Annotated in this window: 18 protein-coding genes; 5 read left to right on the forward strand and 13 right to left on the reverse strand. The window is 72.0% G+C overall.

Features of this window, described 5'->3' with window-relative positions; all coding sequences use genetic code 11:
- Positions 1-90: 90 nt before the first annotated feature.
- A complete protein-coding gene (locus Saso_RS33420) occupies positions 91-963 on the forward strand; it encodes an SAM-dependent methyltransferase (protein ID WP_189926618.1) in 873 nt (290 codons plus the stop codon).
- A 215-nt stretch (positions 964-1,178) separates the two neighbouring features.
- Here the strand turns inward: Saso_RS33420 and ffh are convergent, their stop codons facing one another.
- The 5 genes from ffh to nsdA form a co-directional block, all read right to left on the reverse strand.
- Positions 1,179-2,729: a signal recognition particle protein gene (gene ffh / locus Saso_RS33425; RefSeq protein ID WP_189926620.1), complete on the reverse strand. Its 1,551-nt coding sequence runs from the start codon at positions 2,727-2,729 to the stop codon at positions 1,179-1,181.
- Between the two features lie 112 nt (positions 2,730-2,841).
- Positions 2,842-5,289 (reverse strand): [protein-PII] uridylyltransferase, encoded by a 2,448-nt coding sequence (locus Saso_RS33430; RefSeq protein WP_189926622.1) that lies wholly within the window; start codon positions 5,287-5,289, stop codon positions 2,842-2,844.
- Between the two features lie 26 nt (positions 5,290-5,315).
- On the reverse strand, positions 5,316-5,654 hold the full coding sequence (locus Saso_RS33435) for a P-II family nitrogen regulator (protein WP_003997576.1): 339 nt from the start codon (positions 5,652-5,654) through the stop codon (positions 5,316-5,318).
- Positions 5,651-6,994, reverse strand: a complete 1,344-nt coding sequence (locus Saso_RS33440; protein WP_189926624.1) for an ammonium transporter — start codon at positions 6,992-6,994, stop codon at positions 5,651-5,653. Before Saso_RS33440 ends, Saso_RS33435 begins: the two co-directional genes overlap by 4 nt.
- A gap of 337 nt (positions 6,995-7,331) precedes the next feature.
- Positions 7,332-8,816, reverse strand: coding sequence for a transcriptional repressor NsdA (gene nsdA, locus Saso_RS33445; protein WP_189926626.1), 1,485 nt, complete (start codon positions 8,814-8,816; stop codon positions 7,332-7,334).
- Between the two features lie 448 nt (positions 8,817-9,264).
- Here nsdA and Saso_RS33450 point away from each other — a divergent pair, with 448 nt between their 5' ends.
- Positions 9,265-9,921: a bifunctional DNA primase/polymerase gene (locus Saso_RS33450; RefSeq protein ID WP_189926628.1), complete on the forward strand. Its 657-nt coding sequence runs from the start codon at positions 9,265-9,267 to the stop codon at positions 9,919-9,921.
- 90 nt (positions 9,922-10,011) lie between these two features.
- On the opposite strand, the gene ftsY is transcribed toward Saso_RS33450, so the two are convergent.
- Positions 10,012-11,217 carry a signal recognition particle-docking protein FtsY gene (ftsY, locus tag Saso_RS33455; RefSeq protein WP_189926630.1) on the reverse strand — a complete coding sequence of 402 codons (1,206 nt, stop codon included), beginning with the start codon at positions 11,215-11,217 and terminating at the stop codon, positions 10,012-10,014.
- Positions 11,218-11,388: 171 nt separating this feature from the next.
- On the opposite strand from ftsY, the gene Saso_RS33460 reads away from it, so the two are divergent.
- A complete protein-coding gene (locus Saso_RS33460; RefSeq protein ID WP_189926632.1) occupies positions 11,389-12,360 on the forward strand; it encodes an LLM class flavin-dependent oxidoreductase in 972 nt (323 codons plus the stop codon).
- Between the two features lie 85 nt (positions 12,361-12,445).
- On the opposite strand, the gene Saso_RS33465 is transcribed toward Saso_RS33460, so the two are convergent.
- The 4 genes from Saso_RS33465 to Saso_RS33480 form a co-directional block, all read right to left on the reverse strand.
- The gene (locus Saso_RS33465; protein ID WP_189926634.1) at positions 12,446-13,864 is read right to left on the reverse strand and encodes a sugar porter family MFS transporter; all 1,419 of its coding nucleotides are present in this window, start codon (positions 13,862-13,864) and stop codon (positions 12,446-12,448) included.
- Positions 13,865-14,082: 218 nt separating this feature from the next.
- Positions 14,083-17,640 carry a chromosome segregation protein SMC gene (gene smc / locus Saso_RS33470; protein WP_189926636.1) on the reverse strand — a complete coding sequence of 1,186 codons (3,558 nt, stop codon included), beginning with the start codon at positions 17,638-17,640 and terminating at the stop codon, positions 14,083-14,085.
- A 280-nt stretch (positions 17,641-17,920) separates the two neighbouring features.
- Positions 17,921-18,124: a hypothetical protein gene (locus Saso_RS33475; protein WP_020128723.1), complete on the reverse strand. Its 204-nt coding sequence runs from the start codon at positions 18,122-18,124 to the stop codon at positions 17,921-17,923.
- Positions 18,125-18,504: 380 nt separating this feature from the next.
- Entirely contained in the window at positions 18,505-18,786 is a 282-nt protein-coding gene (locus Saso_RS33480; RefSeq protein ID WP_189926638.1) for an acylphosphatase, read from the reverse strand.
- A gap of 198 nt (positions 18,787-18,984) precedes the next feature.
- Between Saso_RS33480 and Saso_RS33485 the strand changes: the two genes are divergently transcribed.
- On the forward strand, positions 18,985-20,139 hold the full coding sequence (locus Saso_RS33485) for a CAP domain-containing protein (protein ID WP_189926640.1): 1,155 nt from the start codon (positions 18,985-18,987) through the stop codon (positions 20,137-20,139).
- Positions 20,140-20,206: 67 nt separating this feature from the next.
- On the opposite strand, the gene Saso_RS33490 is transcribed toward Saso_RS33485, so the two are convergent.
- A complete protein-coding gene (locus tag Saso_RS33490) occupies positions 20,207-20,824 on the reverse strand; it encodes a flavodoxin family protein (protein WP_189926642.1) in 618 nt (205 codons plus the stop codon).
- 116 nt (positions 20,825-20,940) lie between these two features.
- Here Saso_RS33490 and Saso_RS33495 point away from each other — a divergent pair, with 116 nt between their 5' ends.
- On the forward strand, positions 20,941-21,342 hold the full coding sequence (locus Saso_RS33495) for a winged helix-turn-helix transcriptional regulator (protein ID WP_189926644.1): 402 nt from the start codon (positions 20,941-20,943) through the stop codon (positions 21,340-21,342).
- Here the strand turns inward: Saso_RS33495 and mutM are convergent.
- A complete protein-coding gene (gene mutM, locus Saso_RS33500) occupies positions 21,315-22,175 on the reverse strand; it encodes a bifunctional DNA-formamidopyrimidine glycosylase/DNA-(apurinic or apyrimidinic site) lyase (protein WP_189926646.1) in 861 nt (286 codons plus the stop codon). The two genes, Saso_RS33495 and mutM, sit on opposite strands and share 28 nt — an antisense overlap.
- A gap of 81 nt (positions 22,176-22,256) precedes the next feature.
- On the reverse strand, positions 22,257-23,057 hold the full coding sequence (gene rnc, locus Saso_RS33505; protein WP_189926648.1) for a ribonuclease III: 801 nt from the start codon (positions 23,055-23,057) through the stop codon (positions 22,257-22,259).
- Positions 23,058-23,072 lie beyond the last annotated feature (15 nt).

Consider the following 23,072-nt stretch of genomic DNA (forward strand, 5'->3'; position numbering starts at 1 on the left):
ACCTGGCATACGGGGGAAGTGCGAGCGCACTGCACGGGGGCCACCTGATCGGTTACTGCGGCAACTCTCGGCGGATTGGGGCGCTTATCCATGACACCTACGCTCGTGCGGCAGCACCTGCCACTCGCGGGGCCGACGCCCCGCGCGGACCCGGGTGCACGCGCGCGTGACTGGTCGGAGATCCAGGAGCGGATGCTGGTCCCGCTCTACGAGGCCGTCTACGAGCGACTGGACGTAGGGCCCGGCACCCGGCTCCTCGGTCTCGGCTGCGGTTCGGGGCTGGCCCTGCTGGCGGCGGCCTCCCGGGGCGCGACGGTCCTCACCGGCGTCGAGCCGGCCTCCCCGCAACGGCTGGCCCTCGCGCGCGAGCGGCTGCTGCCGAGGGAGCCGGGCACGGGAGCGGGCGGGCGGGGCGGCGGTGTCCGCCTCACCGACCGGTTACCGGGGAAGGCCGCCGGTCCGGGCACGCGCGCGTACGACCTGGTGACGGCGTTCGAGCCGGTGGGGTGCCGGGCCGGTGACGCGGACGGGCTCGCCGTCCTGCTCGCGGCGGCCGCGCCCCTGGCGGTGCGCGGGGCGCCCGTGGTGCTGGTCGGCTGGGGTCCGCCGGAACGTTGCGCCACCTCCTCGGTCCTGCGGGTCGCGACCCGCCTCGCCGATCCGCTGCGCACCGGCACGGTCCGGCTGCGCCGGGCGCGGCGCGACGACCTGGAGGAGGTCGCCGGACGGGCCGGGCTGAGGCCGGACGGGTCGGGCCGGGTGGCCTGTCCCTTCGGCTACGCGGACGTGGAGAGCGCCCTCAGGGGCCTGCTGTCCACCGGCCTGTTCGACGCCGCCGTCATGGCGACGGACCAGGCGCAGGTCGACAAGGAACTGACGGAGGCGCTGCACCCGTACCGCCGCCCGGACGGCACCGTGTGGATGCCGAACGTGTTCCGGTACCTGATCGCGCGCACTCCCTGACGCTCCCCCGCCACCCCGGGGCCGTGCCGTCCGGCGGGCCCTCCCCCAGAGCTGCCCACCGGGAAGCGGCGGGCGCCGGGAAGCGGCGGACGCCGGAGAGGGCCTGGCGCCGGTGGCGGCACGCGCGTGGGGCGCCCCTCCGTGAACGGAAGAGCGCCCCACGCGGTGTGACGGTGCGGACGGACGGGCCCGGCTGCGGGCCCCGTGCGATCCGGTCAGCCCATGAACTTCTTGAACTCGTCCGGCAGCTCGAAGTCCTGGGCGCCCTGCTGCGGCAGCCCGAGCGCGTTGCCGCCCTGGGCCTGCGCCTCGCGGCGCCGGGCCGCCTCCAGCTCCTGCTGCTTGCGCTTCATCGGGTTGCCGGAGCGCTGCTTGCCCTTGGCCTGCTTCGGCTGCTTCTTCGTCCGGCCGGCGCCGCCGCCCATGCCCGGCATCCCCGGCATCCCCGGCATGCCGCCGCCCTGGGCCATGCGGGACATCATCTTGCGCGCCTCGAAGAACCGCTCGACCAGGCCCTTCACCGCGCTGACCTCGACACCGGAACCCTTGGCGATACGGGCGCGGCGCGAGCCGTTGATGATCGTCGGGTCCTGGCGCTCGCCCGGGGTCATCGACTTGATGATGGCGGCGGTCCGGTCGACGTCACGCTCGTCGAGGTTGGCGATCTGGTCCTTGATCTGGCCCATGCCGGGCAGCATGCCGAGCAGCTTGGAGATGCTGCCCATCTTCCTGACCTGCTCCATCTGGGCCAGGAAGTCGTCCAGGGTGAAGTCCTGGCCCTTCTTGGACGCCAGCTTGGAGGCCATCTTCTCGGCCTCTTCCTGGCTGAACGTCTTCTCCGCCTGCTCGATCAGGGTGAGCAGGTCACCCATGTCGAGGATGCGGGAGGCCATCCGGTCAGGGTGGAACGCGTCGAACTCGTCGAGCTTCTCGCCGTTGGAGGCGAACATGATCGGCTTGCCGGTCACCGAGGCGATCGACAGGGCGGCGCCACCGCGGGCGTCGCCGTCGAGCTTGGAGAGCACCACGCCGTCGAAGCCCACGCCGTCACGGAAGGCCTCGGCGGTGTTGACCGCGTCCTGGCCGATCATGGCGTCGACGACGAAGAGGATCTCGTCGGGCGAGACGGCGTCGCGGATGTCCGCGGCCTGCCGCATCAGCTCGGCGTCGATGCCGAGACGGCCGGCGGTGTCCACGATCACGATGTCGTGGACCTTGGCCTTGGCGAAGTCGACGGAGTCCTTGGCGACCTGGACCGGGTCGCCCACGCCGTTGCCGGGCTGCGGGGCGTACACGGCCACACCGGCGCGCTCGGCGACGACGCTGAGCTGGTTGACGGCGTTGGGGCGCTGGAGGTCACAGGCGACGAGCAGCGGCGAGTGGCCCTGCTCCTTGAGCCAGCGGCCGAGCTTGCCCGCGAGGGTGGTCTTACCGGCACCCTGGAGACCGGCCAGCATGATCACGGTCGGCGGCTGCTTGGCGAAGCGCAGCCGGCGCGTCTCCCCGCCGAGGATCGTGACGAGTTCCTCGTTGACGATCTTGAGGACCTGCTGGGCGGGGTTGAGCGCCCGGGAGACGTCGGCGCCGAGGGCGCGTTCCTTGACGTTCTTGATGAACGTGCGGACGACCGGGAGGGCCACGTCGGCCTCGAGGAGCGCGATGCGGATCTCGCGCGCCGTGGCGTCGATGTCCGCTTCGCTCAAGCGCCCCTTGCCGCGCAAGTTCTTGAAGGTCGCTGAAAGGCGATCGGAGAGAGTATCGAACACGGCGGCGTCGGTCCTCGGAGTCGGGGGCAGTCTGAGCGTCTTCCAGGGTATCCGGCCGCGCAAGACATTCGTCCCCGCCCGCCGCAATCGCCGGGCGGGGACACCGGCCGGGTCAGGCCCGCAGCGTCTCCTCCAGCTTGCGGGTCACCGAGGCGGCCTCGTCGCCCGGCAGGGGCACGCCCTCCGCTCCGGTGACGTAGAAGGCGTCCACGGCGTTGGCGCCGAGGGTCGAGACGTGCATGCTGCGGACCCGCAGCCCCTCGTCCTCCAGGGCCTGCCCGATCCGGAACAGCAGTCCGGGCGCGTCCTGCGCGCGCACCTCGATGACCGTGGCGTGCCGGGAGGCGGCCGGGGCCACCGTGACCCGCGGCGGCGGCGCGACGACGCCCCGGCGGCGGGGGTAGGCGGCGTCCCGTTCGGCGAGGCGCCCGGCGATGTCCAGGGAACCGTCCAGGGCGCGGACCAGGTCGGCGCGGAGGCGGGCCGCCTGGGGCAGCGAGCCGTACTCGGCGGCGACCCGCCAGTTCAGCAGCAGCACCGAGCCCTCGACGCCGGCCGGCAGGTCCAGCGCGCGCAGCTCGGCGGTGCGCACGGTCAGCCGGTGCACGGCGAGGACGCCGGCCACCGCGGGCAGCACGCCCGACTGGTCCGGTACGGCGATGAGCAGCTCCACGCCGAGCGGTTCGGGGTCCTCGGCGGCCGGGTTCTCGGCGGGCGCCTCGGTCTGGGCGCGCAGCGCCAGCACGGGGCTGCCGGTGGCGACCGCCTCGATGGCGAGCCGCTCCTGCTCGGCGGTCGGCGCCGCGGCGTCCGGCTCGTCGGGCTCGTCACCGGCGAGCAGCGCCCCGACCCGCTTGACCAGGTCCGCCACGAGCGAACCCCGCCAGGAGGACCAGGCGGCCGGGCCGGTGGCCAGCGCGTCCGCCTCGGTGAGCGCGTGCAGCAGCTCCAGGGTGCCCTGGGAGCCGACCGCGTCGGCCACCGAGCGGACCGTCGCCGGGTCCTCCAGGTCGCGCCGGGTGGCGGTCTCGATCAGCAGCAGGTGGTGCCGTACGAGCGTGGAGAGGACGGCGACGTCGGCGCGGTCGAAGCCGATGCGGGCGGCGACGTCCTTGGCGATGATCTCCCCCGCGACCGAGTGGTCGCCCGGCCAGCCCTTGCCGATGTCGTGCAGCAGGGCCGAGACGAGCAGCAGGTCGGGGCGGCCGACGCGGCGGGTGAACTCGGAGGCGCGCACGGCGGTCTCGATGAGGTGCCGGTCGACCGTCCAGATGTGCACGGCGTTGCGCTGCGGGCGGCAGCGCACCCGCTCCCAGTCGGGCAGCAGCCGGGTGATCAGCCCTTCGGCCTCCAGCGCCTCCCAGACCTCGACGGTGGGCTGCCCCGAGCCGAGCAGGGTGACCAGCTGTTCGCGCGCCTCGGCGGGCCAGGGGGTGGGCAGCGGGCGCACGGTGGCCGCGAGACGCCGTACGGCGTGCAGGGAGAGCGGGAGGCCGGCCTGCGCCGCGGCGGCCGCGGCGCGCAGCGGGAGCACGGGATCGCGTTCGGGGCGGGCGGCCCGGGCGAGCACCACCTCGCCGTCCTGTTCGACGACGCCCTCGGCCAGCGGCGACCGCTCGGGCGCGGGCTTGCCGCCGCCCAGCATGGCGCGCAGCCTGGGCCGCACGGCGCGCGAGCGCAGCACGCGCCCCACCTCGCGCCAGGTGACGTCGCTGGCGTAGGAGATGACCCGGGCCGCCTCGTACACCTGCCGCAGCAGGGTGTCGGCGTCCAGCAGGCCCAGTTCGGCGGCCACCTGGTCCTGCTCCTGGAGGGCCAGCCGGTCGGTGGCCCGGCCGGTGGCCAGGTGCAGGGCGTCCCGCACGTCGAGGAGCCGGCGCCGGGCGTCGGCGAGGCCCTCGCGGGGCGCGTCGGCCAGCCAGGAGGCGGCGACGGCCCGCAGCGCGGTGGCGTCCCGCAGCCCGCCCCGGGCCTCCTTGAGGTCGGGCTCCAGCAGGTACTGGAGCTCGCCCTGGCGTTCGGCGCGCTCGACACAGAGTTCCTGGAGTTCGGGAAGGCGTTTGGGCGCCTGGTTGCGCCAGTCGGCGAGGACGGCCGTGCGCAGTCCCGCCGTCAGCGCGGCGTCGCCCGCGAGATGGCGGGCGTCGAGGAGGCCGAGCTGGACCTTGAGGTCCTCGCCCGCGGTCCTGCGGGCCTCGGCCGGGGTGCGGACGGAGTGGTCCAGGGCGAGGCCCAGGTCCCACACGGGGTACCAGAGCCGGTCGGCGAGGGCGGCGACCGCCTTGGGGTCGTCGCCGTCGTGCAGCAGCAGGAGGTCGAGGTCGCTGCGCGGGGACAGCTCGCCGCGGCCGTAGCCGCCGACGGCGACCAGGGAGGCGCCCCTCGGCACCTCGGCGCCGGCGGTGAAGAGCCCGCTGAGCCAGTCGTCGGTCAGTTCCGCGAGGGCCGTACGGCGCGGCGGCCCGGACCGCGCCCCCTCGGTGAGGAGGCGCAGCCGGGCCGCCGCGTAGCCGCTGGGTCCCGAGTCCTCTGCCTCGTTGCGCACGTCCGTACTCGTCACCCAGCGACTCCTGTTCTGTTCTGCCGTCAGAGCGCGTCCGGGCCGCGCTCGCCGGTGCGGACCCGTACGGCCGTCTCGACCGGGAGGGACCAGACCTTGCCGTCACCGATCTTGCCGGTGCGGGCCGCCTTGACGATGACGTCGATCAGCTGCTCGGCGTCGTCGTCCTCGGCCAGTACCTCGATGCGGATCTTGGGGACGAGGTCGACGGTGTACTCGGCACCGCGGTAGACCTCGGTGTGTCCCCGCTGACGACCGTAGCCGCTGGCCTCGGTGACCGTCAGACCGTGGACCCCGAACGCCTGGAGGGCTTCCTTGATCTCGTCGAGCCGGTGGGGCTTGACGACGGCGGTGATGAGCTTCATGCGTCCACCTTCTTGCTCGCGTCGGTGACCGCGGTCGGGAGGGCGGTCGTGCGGGCGGCGCCGCCGCCGGCCCCGCTGAAGTCGTATGCGGTCTCGGCGTGCTCCGCCTGGTCGATGCCGGCGATCTCGTCGTCCTCGGGGACCCGCATGCCGATGGTCTTGTCGAGGAGGAAGGCGAGGATCGCGGAGACCACCAGCGAGTAGGCGAGCACCGCGAAGACGCCGGCGCACTGCTTCCACAGCTGGTCGAAGGAGTGGTCGCCGTAGAAGACGCCGGTCGCCGTGGACTGCCCCTTGCCGGTGGCGAAGAAGCCGATGAGCAGGGAGCCGATGACACCGCCGACGAGGTGGACGCCGACGACGTCGAGCGAGTCGTCGTAGCCGAACTTGTACTTCAGGCCGACGGCCATGGCACACAGCAGACCGGCGACCGCGCCGACGGCGATGGCGCCGAGCGGGGAGACCGCGCCGCCCGAGGGGGTGATGGCGACCAGACCGGCGACCGCGCCGGAGGCGGCGCCCAGCGTCGTGAAGGCGCCGTGGCGGATCTTCTCGTAGATGAGCCAGGCCAGCATGGCGGCGGCGGTGGCGACCTGCGTGTTGACGAACATCAGCGCGCCGACGCCGTCGTCGTTGCCGAGCCAGGAGCCCGCGTTGAAGCCGAACCAGCCGAACCACAGCAGACCGGCGCCGAGCATGACCAGCGGCAGGCTGTGCGGGCGCATCGGATCCCGCTTGAAGCCGACGCGCTTGCCGATGACGAGGATCACGCCGAGGGCCGCGGCGCCGGCGTTGATGTGGACCGCCGTACCGCCGGCGAAGTCGATGACACCCAGCTCGAAGGCCCAGCCGCCGGCGCCCCAGACCCAGTGGGCGACCGGGAAGTAGACGACCGTGGCCCACAGGGCGACGAACAGCGCCCACGCGGAGAACTTGACGCGGTCGGCGAGCGCACCGCTTATCAGGGCGGGCGTGATGATCGCGAACATCATCTGGAAGACCATGAACACGAAGATCGGGATGGTGTAGCCGTCCCACAGCTCCGTCAGGCCGATGTTGCTCAGGCCGAGCCAGTCGGAGTTCCAGCCGATGAGGCTGCCGGAGTCGGTCCCGAACGCGAGGGAGAAGCCGTACAGCACCCACAGGATGGTGACGATCCCCATGCTGATGAAGCTCATCATCAGCATGTTCAGCGTGCTCTTCACGCGGACCATGCCGCCGTAGAAGAAGGCGAGGCCCGGGGTCATGATCAGCACCAGGGCGGAACAGATGAGCATGAAGCCTGTGTTCGCGGAGGACAGCTTGGGTGCCTCCGCGGCAAGCGTGATGGCTGCTGCCATCGGCGTCTCCTCGTCGTAGGTACGGCCCCGTGCGGGCGAAGCCAGAGCGGGTTCGTGAGGGGTGGGCCGGTTATGCGCCATGAGATTCGCGCAGCGCGGTTTCGGTGGAGGCCCCTCGTTGTTTCGCCGCTGTGACGAAGACGGCCTGCGCGTTACGCCTCGATGAACCGGCTGATGTCCGCCGGGCGGATCGTTATCGTGGCGCAACCTTGTGAGAAGACAGGGAACCGGCCGCGGTCGGCCTTCCGATGACCTGGCATGGGGGAGCCGAGTCGGGCAGTTCGGGAGGACCGGCCGCGGCCGGGGTTCATGGGTTTCACCCTGTGGATCAGGGGGGTCAGACGGCTTCGGCGGTCTCCGGCAGCTCGATGGTGAGCCGCTCGGTCAGATCCACGACCTCGGAGAGATCACCGAATTCGCGTACCGCGCTGTCGACGGTCTTTCGGATACGAGTGTTGACGCGCTCGGAGCGCACTTTCTTGGCCTCCTTCATGGCCTGTGTCGCGAGGGTGGCGCTCTGCTCGGGCTCACGCCGGAGGAGGTGCACCGTGGCCATGCCGATCAGGTTCAGCACGTAGGACCGCTGGTGGTCGTGGTCCCCCGCGAAGCGCTCCACCGCCTTGCGCATCAGGGGCTCGGCCAGCGAGGCGTAGGTGGGGCTGCGGCCGGCGACATAGGCGAGGTCGCGGAAGGAGTGGCTGTTCTCGCCGTAGAGCTCCGCCTCGGAGAAGAACCGGATCCAGTCGGGGTCGGGCTCGTCCCACTCGTCCGACTCGGCGAAGGTGTCCTCGGCCATCCGCACGGCCCGCTTGCACCGCCCGGGCTGGCCCATGTTGGCGTAGGCGCGGGCCTCCATCGCATACAGCATGGCCTGGGTGCGCGGGCTCGCGCAGTCCCGGCTGCCGTACTGGGCGAGGTGGATCAGCTCCAGGGCGTCCTCGGGGCGGCCGAGATGGATCATCTGCCGGCTCATGCTGGACAGCACATAGCTGCCGAGCGGCCGGTCTCCGGCCTCCTTGGCGGCGTGCAGGGCGAGCACGAAGTACTTCTGGGCGGTGGGCTGGAGCCCGACGTCGTAGCTCATCCACCCCGCGAGTTCCGCCAGTTCGGCGGCGACCTTGAACAGCCTGCGCGCGGTGTCCTCGGGCTGGGGTTCCTGGAGCAGGTCCGTCACCTCGTGCAGCTGTCCGACGACGGCCTTGCGGCGCAGCCCGCCGCCGCACTGGGCGTCCCACTGCCGGAACATCACGGTGGTGGACTCCAGCAGGTCCAGCTCCGGCCGGGAGAGCCGGCCGCGGGCCCTGCTGGTCGGCATCGAGCCGGGCTCCCCGAGCGGGGCGGGCGGCGAGGGCACGAGCCAGCGCTGCATGGGCTCGATGAGCGAGGGGCCGGCGCACAGGGCCAGCGAGGTCCCGAGGAAGCCGCGGCGGGCCAGCATCAGGTCGCTGCGCGAGAACTCGCTGAGCTGGGCCACGGTCTGGGGGGCCGTCCACGGGAGGTCGACGCCCGTGACGGAGGGCGCCTGGCGCGCCGCGCGCAGCCCGAGGTCCTCGACGGAGACGACGCAGCCGAACCGTTCGGAGAACAGCTCGGAGAGGATCCTGGGGATGGGCTCGCGCGGGTTCTCGCCGTCCAGCCAGCGGCGCACGCGCGAGGTGTCCGTGGAGATGTGGTTGGCGCCCAACTGGCGGGCCCGGCGGTTGACCTGACGGGCCAGTTCACCCTTCGACCAGCCGCTTCGCACGAACCACGAGGCGAGCAACTCGTTCGGGCGCTTCTCCGCACCCGCAGCGCTACTTCCGCTTCCGCCGTTGCCGCTCACTGGAACGCCCCCATCCCTGAGACCACTTGTCACTGAGTGCGCCAAACCTTATCAGAATGCCGGTAAATACGGCCCTCCGTACGCCTCTTGTCACCCTTCGAACGGAAAGCCGACTTGCCTCCGGCATACCCACAAGCGCATGTGCCTCCAGGACCCGCACACTCAAAGTAATCCTACGATCACGGCTCCAGCCACGAGGATCCCGGAAACGCCACCATTCGCCACCCCTTCGAATGAACTACCGATGACCTGCGCGCGATTCACTTGACACGGGACGGCCGGGAATGAGCGGAGCGAAGCACTCAGGGGCGCACTCGGCAGGGCACACCACCCGGAGCACTTCCGGGCGCCCGGCTGGATCGCAGGACCGGCGGGAAGCGGAGACACAGAGAGTCACCGGACCGGACCGCTGCGTAACCATCGGTGCGTCGGACCCGTTGGAGGGGGCATGGGCTTCACGATCGGCGGTATTCGCGAGATCCGCTCCGGCACGCGCAGGCGCGGCCGCTCGTCCGAGTGCACCGCCGTCGCCGAGTTCACGGGACTGTGGGGCTGGGACGTGGTGCCCGGCGCCCGGGCCGCCGCGGGCGCCTGTTCGTGCGGGCGGCCCGACTGCCGCGAACCCGGCGCGCACCCGCTGGAGTTCGCCCCGCAGGTCCCCGCCGGAGCCACCCTCGACGACGTGGGCAGGACCTGGTCCGAGTTCCCCGGGGCCGCGGTCATGCTGCCCGTCGGGCGCGCGTTCGACGTGATCGACGTCGCCGAGCAGGCCGGCCGGCGCGCCCTGGTCCGGCTGGAGCGCATGGGCCTGCCGCTCGGCCCGGTCACCGCCACCCCCGAGGGCCGCACCCAGTTCTTCGTCGCGCCCGGCGCCGCCGCCGAACTGCCCGGCCTGCTCTACCGCATGGGCTGGGACGACCCGACGGCCCTGGACCTGCGCGGCCTCGGCCCGGGTGCGTACCTCACGGCCCCGCCCTCCGACCGCGGCGGACTCGGCCCGGTGCGCTGGCTGCGCCCGCCCGCCCTGGACTCGGCGACCCGCCCCCCTCGGGCGCGCCTGCTGCTGGGCACGCTGGCCTATCTGGCCCACCGCTCACGCGCCTGATCACCGGCGCGCGCACAGCGAAGCGCCCGCTCCCACTGCACCTGGGGGCGGGCGCTTCTCGCGGACGTACCGTGTGCGGCGGGCGGCCGGTCAGTCCCCGATAAGGGCATCCACGAACGCCTCCGGCTCGAAGGGCGCGAGGTCGTCGGCGCCCTCGCCGAGTCCGATCAGCTTGACCGGAACGCCCAGTTCGCGCTGGACCGCGACCACGATGCCGCCCTTGGCCGTGCCGTCCAGCTTGGTCAGGACGATGCCGGTGATGTCGACGACCTCGGCGAAGACGCGGGCCTGGACCAGGCCGTTCTGGCCGGTGGTGGCGTCGAGGACGAGCAGCACCTCGTCGAGCGGCGCGTGCTTCTCGACGACCCGCTTGACCTTGCCGAGCTCGTCCATGAGCCCGGTCTTGGTGTGCAGCCGGCCCGCGGTGTCGATGAGGACGACGTCCACCCCCATCTCCTTGCCCTCCTTCACCGCGTCGAACGCGACGGAGGCGGGGTCGCCCGCCTCGGGGCCGCGCACGGTGTGGGCGCCGACCCGTTCGCCCCAGGTCTGGAGCTGGTCGGCGGCGGCGGCCCGGAAGGTGTCGGCGGCGCCCAGGACGACGGTCCGCCCGTCGGCCACCAGGACGCGCGCGAGCTTGCCGGTGGTGGTGGTCTTGCCGGTGCCGTTGACCCCGACGACCATCACGATGCCCGGCTTGCGCTCCTCGGGCTCGGTCCGCACGGTGCGGTCGACCTCGGTGCCCACCAGCTTGAGCAGCTCCTCGCGCAGCAGGCCGCGCAGCTCCTCGGGGGTACGGGTGCCGAGCACCTTGACGCGCTCGCGCAGCCGCTCGACGAGCTCCTGGGTGGGCTGCACCCCGACGTCGGCGGTGAGCAGGGTGTCCTCGATCTCCTCCCAGGTGTCCTCGTCGAGGTGCTCGCGCGAGAGCAGCGTGAGCAGGCCCTTGCCGAGGGCGTTCTGCGAGCGGGACAGCCGGGCGCGGAGGCGGACCAGCCGCCCCTCGGTGGGCTCGGGGATCTCGATCCCCGGTGCCTCGACAACGGGCGGCTCCTCGACGGCGGTACCGGCCTGGGCGCCGTCGGGTAGATCCACCTCCTCGATCGTGCGGCGCGGTTCGTCGCGCGGTGTCTCGGCCTCGTCGCCGACCTGCGGCTCGGCCGGCGGGGCGGTGATGTCGGGCGCGGTGGGGGGCGGGGGCGGCAGCGACTTCGTCCGTCGGCTGCCGACGACGAGCCCGCCCAGCACACCGAGCACGACCACGGCGATGACTACAGCAAGGATGACGGTTTCCATAACCCGTCCAGTATGCGTGACCCCTCCCCGCCGGGGCGGGTGGCCGCACGGCCGAACCGCGAGGAACACCCGCCGGGCGCCGGCGGTGCCCTGCCCCTGGTTACCTGACGGTCTGTCAGCTAACGTCCTCCCCGCATCGACACCCGTCCACCCGGCGAAGGGGGCTCCTCCATGCCCGTCACCGTCGTCCGTTTCAACCTCGTCGCTCCCGGCGCGACCCCCGCCGAGCTGGGCGTGCGCTACCGGACCGCGCTGGAGATGGCCGCGTACGCCGACGAGTGCGGGGTCACGACCGTGCAGACCGAGGAGCATCACGGGGCCGAGAACAACTGGCTCCCGTCGCCGTTCGCCTTCGCGGGCGCGGTGCTGGGCGCGACCCGGCGGCTCGCGGTCACGGTCTCGGCTGTGATCGGCCCGCTGCACGACCCGTTGCGGCTGGCCGAGGACATCGCGGTGCTCGACCTGCTGAGCGGCGGCCGGCTGGTCACGGTCGCCGGGATCGGCTACCGGCCCGAGGAGTACGCCCGGGCGGGGGTGGACTGGAAACGGCGCGGGCGGCTCCAGGACGAGCTGCTCGACACCCTGCTCAAGGCGTGGACCGGCGAGGAGTTCACCTACCGGGGCCGTACGGTACGGGTCACCCCGCGTCCGGCCACCGAGCCGCACCCCCTGCTGCTGGTGGGCGGGTCCTCCGAGGCCGCGGCCCGCCGGGCGGCCCGCCTCGGCCTGCCCTTCTTCCCGAGCGCCCACCTGCCGGAGCTGGAGGCCTATTACAAGGAGCGGCTCGTGGAGTACGGGACGCAGGGCTGGACGATGATGCCCGCGGCCGAGACCCCGCTGCTGCACATCGCCGAGGACCCGGACCGGGCCTGGGCCGAGTACGGCCGGCACTTCCTGCACGAGGCCCGCACGTACGCCTCCTGGCAGTCCCACGAGATCCGCTCGGCGGTGCGGTCGGCGGCGGGCAGCGTCCAGGAACTGCGGAACGAGGGGGTCTACCGGATCCTGACACCGGACGAGTGCGTGCAGCAGGGGCTCGACAGTCTCGTCCTGCATCCGCTGGCGGGCGGGATGCCGACGGCCGAGGGGTGGCGCGGGCTGCGGCTGTTCTGCGAGAACGTGCTGCCCCGGCTCAGCGGGTGAGCCGGGGCAGCACGTCCCACGGGGGTCGAGGAGCGGGCGGCGGGGACTTGGCCCGGCTCCTCGAGTCGGAGGGCCTCGGGGAGGCTCAGCCCATCTCCTCCAGCGCCTTGCCCTTCGTCTCCTTGACGTACTTCAGGACGAACGGGATGGAGAGCGCGGCGAAGACCGTGTAGATCACGTAGGTCGCGGAGAGGTTCCAGTCGGCCAGCGAGGGGAAGCTCGCGGTGATGGCCCAGTTGGCGATCCACTGCGCGGACGCGGCCACACCGAGGGCGGCGGCGCGGATGCGGTTGGGGAACATCTCGCCGAGGAAGACCCAGACGACCACGCCCCACGACAGGGCGAAGAAGAGGACGAAGACGTGGGCGGCGATCAGGGCGATCCAGCCCTGGGTGGCGGGCAGCTTGCCGTCGACGAGGTCGAAGGAGAAGGCCCAGGCCTCCAGGGCGAGGCCGACGACCATGCCGGCCGAGCCGATGAGGGCGAGCGGCCTGCGGCCGACGCGGTCCACGAAGATCATCGCGATGACGGTGCCGATGATGTTGATGATCGACGTCGTGAACGAGTAGAAGAACGAGTCCGTCGGGTCGACGCCGACCGACTGCCACAGCGTCGAGGAGTAGTAGAACGCGACGTTGATGCCGACGAACTGCTGGAAGACCGACAGGCCGATACCGATCCAGACGATCGGCTTGAAGAAGAAGGAGCCGCCGAGCAGGTCCTTGAAGGTGGACTTGTGCTCGCTCTTCATCGCGTGCTCGATCTCGGTGACGCGGGCGTCGAGGTCGATCTTGTCGCCCTCGACCTCTTCGAGGATGGCACGGGCCCGCTCGCGCTTGCCGACGGAGATGAGGAAGCGGGGGGACTCGGGGATGGCGAAGGAGAGCAGGCCGTAGAGGACGGCCGGGACGACCATGACGCCCAGCATGACCTGCCAGGCCTCCAGGCCCATGAGCTTGCCGCGCTGGTCGCCGCCGGCGGAGTTGAGCAGACCCCAGTTGACCAGCTGCGAGACGGCGATGCCGATGACGATGGCGGCCTGCTGGAAGGAGCCGAGGCGGCCGCGGTAGGCGGGCGGGGCGACCTCCGCGATGTAGGCCGGGCCGATGACGGAGGCCATGCCGATGGCGAAGCCGCCGACGACCCGCCACAGGGCGAAGTCCCACAGCGAGAAGGGCAGGGCCGAGCCGACGGCGCTGACGGTGAACAGCAGGGCGGCGATCTGCATGACGCGGATGCGGCCGATGCGGTCGGCGATGCGTCCCGCGGTCGCCGCGCCGATGGCGCAGCCGATCAGGGCGATGGCGATGACCTGCGCCAGGGCCGCGGAGCCGACGTCGTAGCGGTCCCGGATGGCTTCGACGGCGCCGTTGATGACGGAGCTGTCGTAGCCGAAGAGGAAGCCGCCCATCGCGGCCGCCGCGGCGATGAAGATGACGTGCCCGAGATGATCGGGGTGAGCCGTGGCGGCTCCTGACTTCTGTGCCTGCTCTGTGCTGGTCACGTTCAACTCCTCGGGCCGTCGGCAACGCCGCCGACGGGGACTCAACCCCTCCAGATAGGTGGTATCTGAAGGTAAAAGCAACGGTGCCGAGACTATGCCTTCAAGTATCGAAGTCAAGAGGTGGTGACTGTGACGTTTCAGCACACAGGTGAGGGGCTCGTGTTCAACTCTTGAAGGGACAGTCGGAGCTTCACTCCGGATACCCGCTCATCGGCGATTCAGCGCAGACGCTGGCTGATGACCTTCGACACACCGTCGCCCTGCATCGAGACGCCGTACAGCGCGTCGGCGACCTCCATCGTGCGCTTCTGGTGCGTGATCACGATCAGCTGCGAGGACTCCTGGAGCTCCTGCATGATCCGGATCAGCCGCTGGAGGTTGGTGTCGTCGAGCGCGGCCTCGACCTCGTCCATGACGTAGAACGGGCTGGGCCGGGCCTTGAAGATCGACACCAGCATGGCGACGGCCGTCAGCGACCGCTCGCCGCCCGAGAGCAGGCTGAGCCGCTTGACCTTCTTGCCGGGCGGCCGGGCCTCGACGTCGACACCGGTGGTCAGCATGTTGTCGGGGTCGGTCAGGATCAGCCGCCCCTCGCCGCCGGGGAAGAGCCGCCCGAAGACTCCCTCGAACTGGCGGGCGGTGTCCCGGAACGCCTCGGTGAAGACCTGCTCGACCCGCTCGTCCACCTCCTTCACCACCTGAAGGAGGTCGGCACGGGTCTTCTTGAGGTCCTCGAGCTGCTCGCTGAGGAACTTGTGGCGCTCCTCCAGCGCGGAGAACTCCTCCAGCGCGAGCGGGTTCACCTTGCCCAGCTGCTGGTAGGCCCGCTCGGCCGCCTTCAGCCGCTTCTCCTGCTCGGCCCGCAGGAACGGCCTCGGCCGGTTGCGGGGGTCGTCGGGGTCCTCCGGCAGCACCTCGCCCTCGGCCGGCGGGGAGGACGGCACCGGCTGGTGCGGCCCGTACTCGGAGACGAGCCCCGCGGGCTCCACCCCGAGCTCCTCCAGCGCCCTGGTCTCCAGCTGCTCGATCCGCATCCGCTTCTCGGCGCCCAGCACCTCGCCCCGGTGCACCGAGTCCGTCAGCTTGTCCAGCTCGGCCTTCAGGTCCCGCCCCGCCGCGCGTGCGGCGGCCAGCTCCTGTTCCCGCAGCGCCTTGGCGGCGTCGGCGGCGACCCGCTCCGCCTCGGCCCGCCCGAGGGACACCTCGACATGGGCGAGCAGCTGACGCGCCCCGCCGGCCACGGCCTGCGCGACGGCCGCCTCGTGCCGCAGCCGCGCCCGCCGCTGCTCGGCACGCGCGCGTGCCTCACGCTCCGCGCGCGCGGCCCGGTCCAGCGAGTCGGCCCGGCCGGCGAGCCCCTTCACCCGCTCCTCGTGCGTACGGACCTGGAGCCTGGCCTCCATCTCGGTCTGCCGGGCGTTGGCCCCGTCGGCGGCCAGCCGGTCGCGCGCGGAGGTGTCCGGCTCCTCCTCGACCGGCATCTCCTCGGCCACCGCCAGCCGTTCGGCGAGTTCCTCGGCCTCCTCCACGGCCCGGTCCAGCGCGTCCTGCGCCCGTGCCGCGGCCGCCGTGGAGCGCTCGGCCTCCCCCGCGGCACCCCGCGCCTGCCCCGCGAGCCGCCCGAGCTGCTGGGCCACGGCCGACTTCTGCCGGTCGGCGGCCCGCCGCCGCTCCCCCAGCTCCTCGACGAGCGCGGCGCACTCCCCGCGCCGCTCCCCCGCCGCCTCCTGGGCCCGCGCCAGCTCCTCGCAGCGCACGGCCAGTTCGTCGAGCTCGGCGGCCGCCTCGTCGACCGAGGCCTGCACCTCCAGCAGACTGGGCGCCCCGGCGGACCCGCCGTACGCGAAGTGCGCCCCGAGCAGGTCGCCCTCGGCGGTGACGGCGGTGAGGGCGGGACGGGAGTGGACGAGCTCCTCGGCGTCCTCCAGCGTGTCCACGACGACGACGTCCCGCAGGAGGCGCCGCACGGCGGGCATGAGCTCGGCGGGACCTCGCACCAGGTCGGCGGCGTACCGCGGCCCGCCGGACTCCCCCGGCTCCCGGGGTACGTCGTCCGGCGCGCCGCCGAGCAACAGCGCCGCCCGGCCGCCGTCCTGCTTGCGCAGGAGGCGGATGGCCTCGGCCGCGGCGGACGGGGTGGTCACCGCGAGGGCGTCCGCCGCCGCGCCGAAAGCGGCGGCGAGGGCGGTCTCGTACCCCTGGGTCACGCTCAGCAGTTCGGCCGCCGGGCCCAGCAGGCCGCCGAGCGCGTCCCGCGCGCCGAGCAGCGCGCCCGTGCCGTCCTTGCGGCGCAGGCCCAGCGCGAGCGCCTCGTGACGGGCCCGGGTCGCGGCACGCCGGCGCTCGGCCGCCGTGGCCGCGTCGCGGGCGGCGGTGAGGGCGGCCTCCGCCTCGGCGAGCCGGTGCCTGGCGCCCTCGTGCCGGTCGCCCAGCTCCTGGTCGTCCGCGTCGAGACCGTCGACCTCCGCCTTGAGCGTCTCGTACTCCTCCTGCGCGGCGACCGCCCGCTCCTGGGCCTCGTCCCGGGCGGCGGCCAGCCGGTCGATCTCGGCCTGGGCGGAGGCGGCGCGCGAGCGGGCCGCGTTGACCTGGCCGTTCAGCCGGGCCAGGCCCTCGCGGCGGTCGGCGATGGCGCGGGCGACGTCCTTCAGGCGCCGCTCTTCGAGGGCCAGCTCCCGCTCCAGGTCGGCGCGGTGGGCGACGGTGTCGTCGAGCGCGTGCTGGGCCGCTTCGAGGGCTGCCTCCAGTTCGGCTTCCTGCTCGCGGACGCGGGCGGCCTCGCGCTCCATGTCCTCGGGGTCGCGGCCCCGGCGTTCCTCGGGCGGCGCGGAGGTGGCGCTCTTCACGCGCGCGTCGGCGAGGGAGACCGTGCCGCGGACGCGTTCGGCCAGCTGGGACAGCTCGTACCAGGTCTGCTGGGCGCGCTGGAGCCGCGGCGCGAGCCTGCGGACCTCGTCCTCGAGGAGCGCCTCCCGCTGGAGCGCCTTGCGCAGGTCCTGCTCGGCGGCCTCCTTGCGCTCCTTGAGGGCGGCCTCGTCGGCGATCTCGCCCCGCAGCGCCTCCCGCAGCCGTACGAGGTCGTCGGCGAGCAGACGCAGCCGGGCGTCGCGCAGGTCGGCCTGGATGACGGCGGCGCGGCGGGCGACGGCGGCCTGGCGGCCCAGTGGCTTGAGCTGACGCCGCAGTTCGTCGGTCAGGTCCTGCACGCGCGCGAGGTTGGCCTGCATCGCGTCCAGTTTCCTGAGCGCCTTCTCCTTGCGCTTGCGGTGCTTGAGGACGCCCGCGGCCTCCTCGATGAAGGCACGCCGCCCCATGGGATCGGCGTGCAGCACGGAGTCGAGCTGGCCCTGGCCGACGATGACGTGCATCTCGCGGCCGATGCCGGAGTCGGACAGCAGGTCCTGGATGTCGAGCAGCCGGCAGGTGTCGCCGTTGATCTGGTACTCGCTGCCGCCGTTGCGGAACATGATCCGCGTGATGGTGACCTCGGCGTACTCGATGGGCAGCGCCCCGTCGGAGTTGTCGATGGTCAGGGACACCTCGGCCCGGCCCAGCGGCGGACGGCCGGTGGTGCCGGCGAAGATGACGTCCTCCATCTTGCCGCCGCGCAGGGACTTGGCGCCCTGCTCGCCCATGACCCAGCTGAGCGCGTCGACGACGTTGGACTTGCCCGAGCCGTTCGGTCCGACCACACAGGTGATACCCGGTTCGAACCGGAGCGTGGTCGCCGAGGCGAACGACTTGAAACCCCGGAGGGTCAGGGCCTTGAGGTGCACGGCGCTGGACTCTACCTTCCGGGGGTGTCTCACTCCATGAACCCGCGGTTTCGCCCGTGAACGCGCAGGGCAGACCAAACGTTAAGAGACTGAAAGGGTGCGCGGGGGAATTAAATGGAGCGGGCGGGGACGACGGGCTGAAAAGACGGGGGAAAGAACGGCGGGGAAAGAAAGAAGGGACGCCGAAGCGTCCCTTGCAAACTCTGACAACCTAGCGGTCCGACGCGGGTGAGTAGAGCCGCCCGACCACTGCGTGTGCCGTTGTGCAGCGGTGCAGCGATCAGGTGAGCGCAGGCTCCGCCTGGCGTGCGTCGATGCTCTCCAGAAGCGATTCGTGAGAAGCGGCAGCCGTCAGCGCGTCGTTCTCGGCCTGGATCCGTCCGAGCTCGGATTCCAGATCTTGTACACGCTGCTGGAGCCGTCGCATCTCGGCGAGGAGTCGCGGGTCGGAGCCGCCGACGTAACCGAGAAGCGCCTTTGCCATGATGGATGGTCCTCCACAATGAGTGACCGACCGAAGCGGTGTGGGTCGTGAGGGATTCGCACCCGCGGTGCTTGGCATGATCTTGCTGGTGCTGACGTTCATCCATGCCAAACAGCTGAGGTGCGCGGGGTGCTTTCAGCGTCTCACCAAAAAGTTTGACGGTCAACACGATCACGCCCCGTATTGGCGGGCGGCCCGGTGGCGCGCGGCCTGAACGGCGGCGCTGCGACTCCTGCGGGGCCCTCGGGGCGTGGCGATCATCCTTGCGTGCGGAGCCTGCCACTGCAAGCGATTCTTGGCAACCACCTGCTTCTTTCTGCTGGGGGCAGGTGCCGACGGCATGTTCCGGATCCCGTACGGCGGTGTCGCGCCCGCGCTTCTCAGCGGATCGCGAAGCCGTCGTAACCCCCGCGCGGTGTGTCCCAGATCTCGGTGACGCCGTCCACGCGTCCGGGCGTGTCGTCACTCAGAAGCCAGTCGAGCAGTCCCTCACAGCCCTCACGGGCCCCCTCCGCAACTACCTGGACCCGTCCGTCCGCCAAATTGAGAGCAAAACCACTCAGGCAGCCGATCTCCAGAGCCTTCGCCCTTGTGAACCAGCGGAAACCCACGCCCTGGACGTGTCCGCGCACCCAGGCGACCAGCCGTACATCCTCACTCATGGGTGCAACCTAACCGGGCAAAGACGCTCGGAGCACTTCCTCTCTCAGAGCCATGCGGTACCGTCCCCACCCAATGATTCTCATATGAAACTCACTCGATCGTGTGAGTCAGGTCGACCAGAGGAAGCAGGAGGCGCGCTGCGCCCCGGCACTTCGGCCGACCGTGGGGAACACCGCTTGGACGAGGAAGGCAAGGACATGGGACGCCACCGACGCTCCGCCGCCGGCCGCGCCGCCACGAGCCGCGCCACGGGGGTCACACAGACGCACGGCTCGCACGCGGACAGTCGCACTTCGCGGGACTCGTATGCCGGCGACCGCCCCACCATGGGCATCGCGCCGTATCTCAACCCGGAGGCGTACGCCGACTCCGTGGCCAGGAGCCAGGAGTACCTGTTCGCCACCGGCGAGGGGTACGCCCACGACGACACCGCGGTCTTCGCGGCGGACGGCTTCCGGCCCGACGGCGGCGCACCGGAGCGCGGCTCGGCGCGCGCGGCCGCGGGCCGCCGCCGCAAGAAGAGGGTCGCCACGCCCGTCAAGACGGGACTGCTGGGCGTCTCCGCCGCGGTCGCCATCGGCACCGTCGCGGTGGCCACGGGCGTCGTGCCCGGCCTCGACAACTACCAGCTCGGCGGGGGCGGCGGCTCGGCCGACAAGGTGCAGGCCGCGAACTCCCCGACCAACTCGGCCTCCGAGCAGGGCGGCACCTCCGGCTCCGCCGACTCCGGACGGGGCGGCACGTCGACCAGCCGCGACGCCGGCCGGTCGGCGTCGCCCGCCGCCCCGGCGTCGTCGGCCGCGCCGTCCTCGCCCTCGGCCTCCGCGTCCGCCTCGGCGGCCGCGCCGAGCGAGACCGCGACCGAGAAGCCGAAGGCCACCCCTTCGAAGGAGCAGGAGACCACGCCGTCCGAGTCGAAGCGGACCGCCACCAAGGCTCCGCCGAAGGCGGAGACCCCGGTGACGGTGTCGGCCGAGGCGCAGGCCGCGGCCGAGGTGCTCAAGCTCGTCAACGAGGAGCGGGCCAAGGTCGGTTGCAGCGCCGTCTCCGCGAACAGCGCGCTGTCGGATCTCGCCGAGCAGTTCAGCGACGACATGGCCGCGCGCGGGTTCTTCGACCACACCGACCCGGACGGGGCGACCCCGTGGGACCGTGCGGCGAAGGCGGGGATATCCGGCCTCGGCGGCGAGAACATAGCCCGCGGCCAGGCCGACGCGGCCGCGGTCATGGAGGCCTGGATGAACAGCCCCGGCCACAAGGCGAACATCCTGAACTGCGACTTCAAGACGCTGGGCGTCGGCGTCCACCTGGGCTCCGGCGGCCCCTGGTGGACGCAGGACTTCGGGTACTAGCCCGGCCGTACGGCTACCGGCCCCCTGGAGGTCGCTCGGCGGGTCGGCTGCGGCCCCGTTGCGGGGGTCATGCCGTGCGGGCGCGGCCGTCCAGGAAGACGCGCGCGGTCTCGGCGACCCGCCGGCCCAGGTGCTCGGCCGTCGCCACATCGGCCTTGTGGACGGCGTCCGGGCCCTCGTCGACGTTGGTCTGCGCCGCCGCGCCGAGGAACACGCCGAGGCGGTTGAGGTCGTTCTCGGAGGCCGTGCTGCTGTTCCAGCCGGGCAGCAGGCCGAGGTTCACCCAGTGCATGCCCAGCTGCGCGGCCAGGATCTGGAAGAACTGGAGCGTGTGCAGCTTGTCGCCGCTCTTGGAGCCCGAGTTGGTGAACCCGGCGGCCAGCTTGTCGTGCCAGGCCTGGGTGGCCCAGCGCGCGGACGTCGCCTCGGCGAAGGCGTGGAACGCGGCGGACGCGGTCCCCATGTAGGTCGGTGAACCGAACACGATCGCGTCCGATCCGTCGAGCAGGGTCCACTGCTCCTCGGTGATCTCGTCGACCTTGATCAGGTGCACCTGGGCACCGGTGTCGGCGGCCCCGGCGCGGACGGCCTCGGCGAGGACGGCGGTGTGGCCGTAGCCGGAGTGGTAGGCGACGGAGATCACCGGAGAGGCCGCAACGGAGGGGGAAACCACGGGGGCGGACATACGTACTCCTTGACGGATCGATGAAGGGGCAGCTCGGAAGCAGTAACCAAAGAAAAGCACTAACTTTTTGTTAGTGCAACCTGTCGGCTAGCGCTGCCTTCGCGTACGCTTGACGCATGGACATAACCCAGGAGCGCACGGAGGACCGGAACCTCCCGTTCGACGTGTTCGCCAGGGCCTGCCCCTCGCGCGGCACGCTGGAGCACGTCACCGGGCGCTGGGGCGGGCTCACGCTCGGCGCGCTCCACGAAGGCTCCCTGCGCTTCAACGAGCTGCGCCGCCGGGTGGACGGCGTGAGCGAGAAGATGCTGTCGCAGACCCTGCACGCGCTGGAGCGCGACGGCCTGGTGCACCGCGAGGCCCAGCCCACCAACCCGCCCCGCGTGGACTACGAGCTGACCCCGCTGGGGCGGGAGGTGGCCGAACGGCTGCTGTCCCTCATCCACTGCGTGGAGGGGCGCATGGACGACGTGCTGGCCGCCCGCGAGCGTTACGACGGTATGCGCGGCACCTTCTGACACACCGGGCAGAAGTAGCTGGACCGGTTCATCCAGGGACGGCGGCGCATCGGCGTGCCGCAGCGCCTGCACGGCAGACCCTCACGGCCGTAGGCGTCCAGTGACCGGTCGAAGTAGCCCGACTCGCCGTTGACGTTGACGTACAGGCTGTCGAAGCTGGTGCCGCCCACGGACAGGGCCGCGTTCATCACGTCCCGCACGTGGCCCAGCAGTTCGCCGGTGCGCGGACGCGTGAAGTTGCCCGTGGGGCGGTCGTAGTGCAGCCGGGCGCGCCACAGCGCCTCGTCCGCGTAGATGTTGCCGACACCGCTGATCAGCGACTGGTCGAGCAGCGCGCGCTTGATGGTGGTGCGCCTGCGCCGCAGCGCCTGGTGGAAGGCCTCCTCGTCGAACAGCGGGTCGAGGGGGTCACGGGCGATGTGCGCGATGACGTCGGGAAGGCCGTCGGGGCCCGTGTCGTGCAGCGAGAGGCCGCCGAAGGTGCGCTGGTCCACGAAGCGCAGCTCGGTGTCCACCTCGTCCGCGAAGCGCACCCGCACGCGCAGGTGCTTCTCGTCGGGGGCCCCGGGCGGCTGGACCAGGAGCTGACCGCTCATGCCCAGGTGGGCCAGGATCGCCTGTCCGGTGTCCGCCAGCGGCAGCCACAGGTACTTGCCGCGGCGGCTGGGGGTGCCGATGCGGTGACCTTCGAGACGGCGCGCGAAGTCCTCGCCGCCGGCCGGATGACGGCGTACGGCGCGCGGGTGCAGGACCTCGGCGTCGGCGACCGTGCGCCGGGCCACCCATCGCTCCAGTCCGCGCCGGACGACCTCGACCTCGGGCAACTCGGGCATGGGTTCCCCCGTACGGAGCGCCCGCCTCCCGATGGGGGCGGGCGCTCGTCTCGTACCGCTGTTCTACTGATCCGCTGTTCTTCAGGCGGAGGCGGACTCGGTGTCCGGGCTGCCGTCGGCCGGGGCGGCCTCGGCCGCCTTGGCGCGCTCGTCCGCCGCGGCCCGGATGGACCGCCACGCGGACTCGGCGGCCTGCTGCTCCGCCTCCTTCTTGCTGCGGCCGGTGCCGGTGCCGTACGAGACGCCTCCGACGCGGGCAGCAGCAGTGAAGGTCTTCTCGTGGTCCGGGCCGGTCTCCGTGACCAGGTACTCGGGGACCCCGAGGCCTTCGGTCGCGGTGAGCTCCTGGAGGCTGGTCTTCCAGTCCAGGCCGGCACCGAGGTTCGAGGACTTCTCGATCAGCGGGTCGAACAGGCGGTGCACCAGTTCGGAGGCCGCGTCGAGGCCCTGGTCGAGATAGACCGCGCCGATCACCGCTTCGAGGGTGTCGGCGAGAATGGACGCCTTGTCCCGGCCGCCCGTGCCCTCTTCACCACGGCCGAGCCGGATGAAGGAACCCAGGTCGAGGCCACGGCCGACCTCCGCCAGCGCACGCGAGTTGACCACCGCGGCCCGCAACTTGGCCAGCTGGCCTTCGGGCAGGTCGGGGTGGGTGCGGTACAGCGTGTCCGTGACGACGAGACCGAGCACGGAGTCCCCGAGGAACTCAAGACGCTCGTTCGTCGGCAGGCCGCCGTTCTCGTACGCGAAGGAACGGTGGGTCAGCGCACGCACCAGAAGGGCGGACTCGAGCCGATAGCCGAGCCGCCCTTCCAGAAGCGTGTGGGACGAGGCCGTGTCCGCCTTGTTCTTGGCGGTCGTGTCCGCCTTGGCGTCAGACATGAAGCCTCTCACCAG

The organism is Streptomyces asoensis, from assembly GCF_016860545.1.
GTDB lineage: Bacteria > Actinomycetota > Actinomycetes > Streptomycetales > Streptomycetaceae > Streptomyces > Streptomyces asoensis.